This is a genomic window from Sutterella sp. KLE1602 (genome assembly GCF_001578585.1).
Classification (GTDB): domain Bacteria; phylum Pseudomonadota; class Gammaproteobacteria; order Burkholderiales; family Burkholderiaceae_F; genus Sutterella; species Sutterella wadsworthensis_A.
In genome coordinates this window covers 1-4,624 of record NZ_KQ968493.1, presented here as the reverse complement: position 1 = coordinate 4,624, position 4,624 = coordinate 1, and the positions used below count along the sequence as shown (strand labels likewise).

Here is a 4,624-nt window from a genome sequence, read left to right as displayed (position 1 = left end):
TTGAAAGACCTACTCCCAACAGGGTTTCGTGGGGTCTTTCGACGACTTTTAGGACCCTACAGAGTAAGCACCCTATCGGGTGGTTACGTTCGACTCGGCAGAAAACGTGGCGAAACTTAGGTTCTCACCTCGCGGCAACCTCAAGAAATAAGGAACCGGTTGGTTATACAGCCAACCGGTCCGAGATTTTTGGTCCTATATATTGGCTAGCGGCCGTTCTTTGATTGAGTGTATTCCGCAATTTCGGAAGATAAGATTCTGATTTTGTCGTTGTAGTGAATTCTCTTCAATCCCCTACGAAAAACTCTTGCAATCTTAAATTTCAACACCTTAATTCTTGCTTTAAATAAATCATGATCATTGCTGTTTTTTTTTTAAACTTTATTGGAGAGGATTTTTGTATATCTGACGATTTGGCAGTTGATGTCTTTATAAGATTAAACAAAAACTCTTCATAAAACGGCGTTTTTCTAGCATATCGCCACCAAATAGAGGATAATGGCAATTCTGGAAAATTCCAGGGCTTTTCTCCATCGCAATAATGTATGATTTTCGCGGCGTCCAAAGATTTTTTATAGATTGCAACACTATCGGCATCAAGTTGAGTTGTCCAATCAGAAATTCTATTGGCAACAACCCACATGACATTCCATGAGTAATCTATAAATTTTACTTTACCATAAAATATTCCATTAAGGATATCTTGATCACCATACCAGTTAGTAGAATTTGATTTAGTAGCTTTTGTTAATTTAATAATTTGCTGGAATCTCTCATTTTGAATCCAGTCCTTGATATTAATTACTAAAACGCCAGAGTTGAAATATTGATATGAATCTTTAATGCCGAGTTGCGAATCAAAATTTCTAATATATTCTTTTCTGTCATCCAATTTTAACCAGCGACGACGTTCTATATCTTTTACCGCTCCAATTGAAAAGTTTGATAATTGCGTATTGTAAAGTTCAGCAATGTCACTTGTGACAACAATATCACAATCCAAGTAGATCGCCTTATCATATTCCTTCAGGATTTCAGGAATGAAATATCTATTGAAAATGTCAGGAGAATAGTGGAATGCTTTCCCTGAGCTGAAAAGTTCGGTAAATGGGGCGGTGTAAGGCCGAATGTTAATAAAATCCAATTCGAAATTTGATCTTGTGGAAATGATATCATTTATCTTCCTCTTCGAAGACTCATCAACGCCATTTTCGAGAATTACAATTCGATAGGCGTTCTGAGGATTTGAATTTTCTACTATCGATTGAATTGTTACAGCTGCGTATTTTATGTATTGTTTGTTAGAAGAAAGGACAATAGGGATTTCATTGGCTTTCCCTCGTTGCACATTAACCTTTATGTCTGTATTGTCTAAAAAAGATACGGGGAGCGATTCAACTGTGACCCCAGATATTTTTAAACTTTCCCAATAGACGCCAAATAAATTCTCGGCTAGATATCCAATGAATCGTTTTTCAGATATGGTCCAATTTGTTATGTCTATATTTTTATAAACAAGATCAAGTTTCGGGAACAGCCATTCGCAAAGGTCGAAAAAGACTTTTCGCTCGGCAATAAACATGTTGGACCAGTAATGAACAGAACCATTGAGATATTTATCTAGTAAATGAGATATTTCCGGATAGTTAATTTTTAAAATATCTATAGCCCTATCATAAGCTTCCTTTTGAATAAATGGTTGGGATCGATGATACTCCCCGGGGGATATATCTAATTCATTCGAACATACGAAAACTTTATTATTTAGCGCTAAAGATTTTATGAGATCTAATCCAATTTCACATTCGTATTTATCGCCAGGGTAATCTCGACGAACTAAGTGGCAGAAATCAGCTGTATGCTTTCGTTGATAATTTGAACTGAGTATGAACTGACGTCTATAGTGCATGAAACCAAAAATATCCGGATTGTCGATCTTGTCATAATTTTTCCATGCCCAATATAGGCCTGTTAACTCGCAGTATTCGTGATTACGCTCAGAGATATTATCTCCAGTGTCGTCTCTGATAGTGTTATAAGCAAGCCATTTTTGATCTTTTGAAGAGATGACGCCATCTTTATTTTGCGTCCCTGACAATTTACTACCAAGATGAATAGGGATAAAAATATTATCCTCATTTTTAAGCAGATAAGCAGGTTTGTGGTATCCGACTAAAATCTTAATATTTTTGTGCATGGTTTATTCGCGTATGAAAAATTGTGGACTATCTTTTGCTTATTTGTTTGTGTACGATCCAATATTAGGCAAAAAAAAACCAGTTAGTGACTGCTCTTTCCAGGTGTCACTCGGAGAACTCCGCGTGAACAAAGGTCAAGGCTTCAGCGATGACTTTGTCCATATCGAAATATTTGTATTGGCCAAGTCGTCCGGCAAATCGAACTTTATCCTGCAGGTCAGCCAATGCCTTGTAGCGTTCGTAGAGCGCCGTGTTCTGTGCATCGTTGACCGGATAGTAAGGTTCAACACCTAGCTGCCATTCGGATGGATATTCGCGGCTAATGACGGTCTTCTCCTGTGTGCCAAAGGCGAAGTGCTTGTGCTCGATGATTCGGGTGAAGGGTACTTCACGCTCGTTGTAGTTTACGACGGCAACGCCCTGATAGTTCGAGATCGGAAGAATCTCCGTTTCAAAGCGGACGCTGCGGTAATTGAGCGCACCGTGGACATAGTCGAAGTAGGCATCGATGGGACCCGTGAAGATCACCTTGTCAGCGACGGCTTCGAATTCGTCTTTCTGTTTGAGAAAGTCGGTATTGAGCCGCACTTCGATGCCCTCGAGCATCTTTTCGACCATGCTAGTGTAGCCTTCTTCAGGGATGCCCTGGAAGCGATCTCGGAAGTAGTTGTTGTCGAAGGTAAAGCGGACCGGCAGGCGGCGAATGATGGAGGCGGGCAGATCACGGCAGTCGCGCCCCCATTGCTTTTCGGTATAGCCCTTGATGAGGATGCGATAGATGTCTTCGCCTACAAGGCTGATGGCCTGTTCTTCGAGATTCTTTGGTTCTGTGATGCCGGCTGTTTTCCGTTGCGCTTCAATCTTTTGTGCGGCCTCAGTGGGTGTTTTCACGCCCCACATTTGATAGAAGGTGTTCATATTGAAGGGAAGGTTGTAGAGCCTGCCCTTGTAGTTGGCAACGGGTGAGTTGATGAAGTGATTGAAGCTGGCAAATCGGTGGACGTACTGCCAGACTTCTTCGTTGCTCGTATGGAAAATATGGGCACCGTACTTGTGAACCTGAATGCCTTCAACCTCTTCCGTATAGACGTTGCCGGCGATGTGGCCACGTTTTTCTACGACGAGACAGCGCTTGCCGCGCTTCGTGGCTTCGTGAGCAAATACAGCACCGAACAAGCCGGCACCGACAATCAAATAATCGTATTTCATGACTGAGATTTTTTTAACAAGTATTGTTCAAACTGGTTAGGAAAGCGTGTCACGGCTAGATAATGGAAAAAACGGTTCAAGTGGCTGACGTCAAATGGGCGGCCGTAGCCAGCATGCTTTTGCCATCGTTTGAGCCAAGCTTCAAAGAAGCGGTGAGCTTCAGCTTGCGGGAGCCTCAGGTAGTTCCATTTAAAGGTAGCGTATTCGATGTCGAGCATGACCCGGCTGACGATGTCTTCAGTGTGATGGTAGCGTGCGTAACGAATACACTCATCGAGCTCTTCCATCACGATGAACGGATTGCTCGCCTTCTTGACGGAGTTTCCCGCATGGATTCGATAGTTGATGAGACACTCAGGAATGCAGCGAATGCGTTTGGCCATCAAGGTTGTCTTGAAGGCAAACGAAATGTCCTGATAGGCGGCTCCTGGCGTTTCCATAAATCTAATACCGTTTCTTTCGATCGTGTCTTTGCGATAGATCGCAGCCCAGATGGAGGGCGGATGACGAAAGACGTTGTCCGCTACTTTCGGATCGACCGTTAAATCTTTTGGCAAGAAGTGGCATCGGTTCGGTTTGACACGACCGTCCAAAAGGGTGTTGAAGCAGCATCGGGCAATGTCTAGCTCATGTTCGACGGCGACGCTGTAGAGCTTTTCGAACATCGTCTTCTCAACGAAGTCATCGGACTCGACGATGCCGATATATTCGCCACGGGCCATCTTCAAGCCGAGGTTCATCGTGGCGCCGTAGCCGCTGTTGGGCTTGTCCACAATCCGGAAACGCGGATCATCGGCAACCGTTTCGCGGATGAGGGCGAGCGTGTTGTCAGTCGATCCATCATTCAAGCAGATGACTTCAATGTCGTTCAGCGTCTGCACCTTGAGGCTCATGAGACATTCGGCGACAAAGTGGGCTACGTTGTAACAAGGAACCAAAACTGAAATTTTTGGTGTTGTCGAAGCGGTCATAACAATCCTTTTACGATAAAAGAGTTGAAACACAATTCGACAGGCGATCTTGGCGAAGTTCGCCGTTGCATAACGACAAAATGCGACCTTTTTGAGGTTGCTCTATCATTATGAAACAGCAAACTTCGGTTGAATGGTTTCGTGGAACGTGAACCTGAGGGAAGGATGACGACCAGCAATCTGTAGGACTGGCACGATTGCAATTTCCGCCAACATAGGAATAGTTAGGAAATAACTTATCAATCT

3 protein-coding genes are annotated in these 4,624 nt (G+C 43.1%); all 3 read right to left on the bottom strand.

Annotation, left to right across the window (positions count from 1 at the left end; all coding sequences use genetic code 11):
* Window positions 1–322: 322 nt before the first annotated feature.
* The gene (locus HMPREF3036_RS11455; RefSeq protein WP_082897314.1) at window positions 323–2,197 is read right to left on the bottom strand and encodes a glycosyltransferase; all 1,875 of its coding nucleotides are present in this window, start codon (window positions 2,195–2,197) and stop codon (window positions 323–325) included.
* A 106-nt stretch (window positions 2,198–2,303) separates the two neighbouring features.
* Window positions 2,304–3,407: a UDP-galactopyranose mutase gene (gene glf, locus HMPREF3036_RS01695; protein WP_062331052.1), complete on the bottom strand. Its 1,104-nt coding sequence runs from the start codon at window positions 3,405–3,407 to the stop codon at window positions 2,304–2,306.
* Window positions 3,404–4,378 (bottom strand): glycosyltransferase, encoded by a 975-nt coding sequence (locus HMPREF3036_RS01690; RefSeq protein WP_082897313.1) that lies wholly within the window; start codon window positions 4,376–4,378, stop codon window positions 3,404–3,406. The genes glf and HMPREF3036_RS01690 overlap by 4 nt, the downstream gene beginning before the upstream one ends.
* Window positions 4,379–4,624 lie beyond the last annotated feature (246 nt).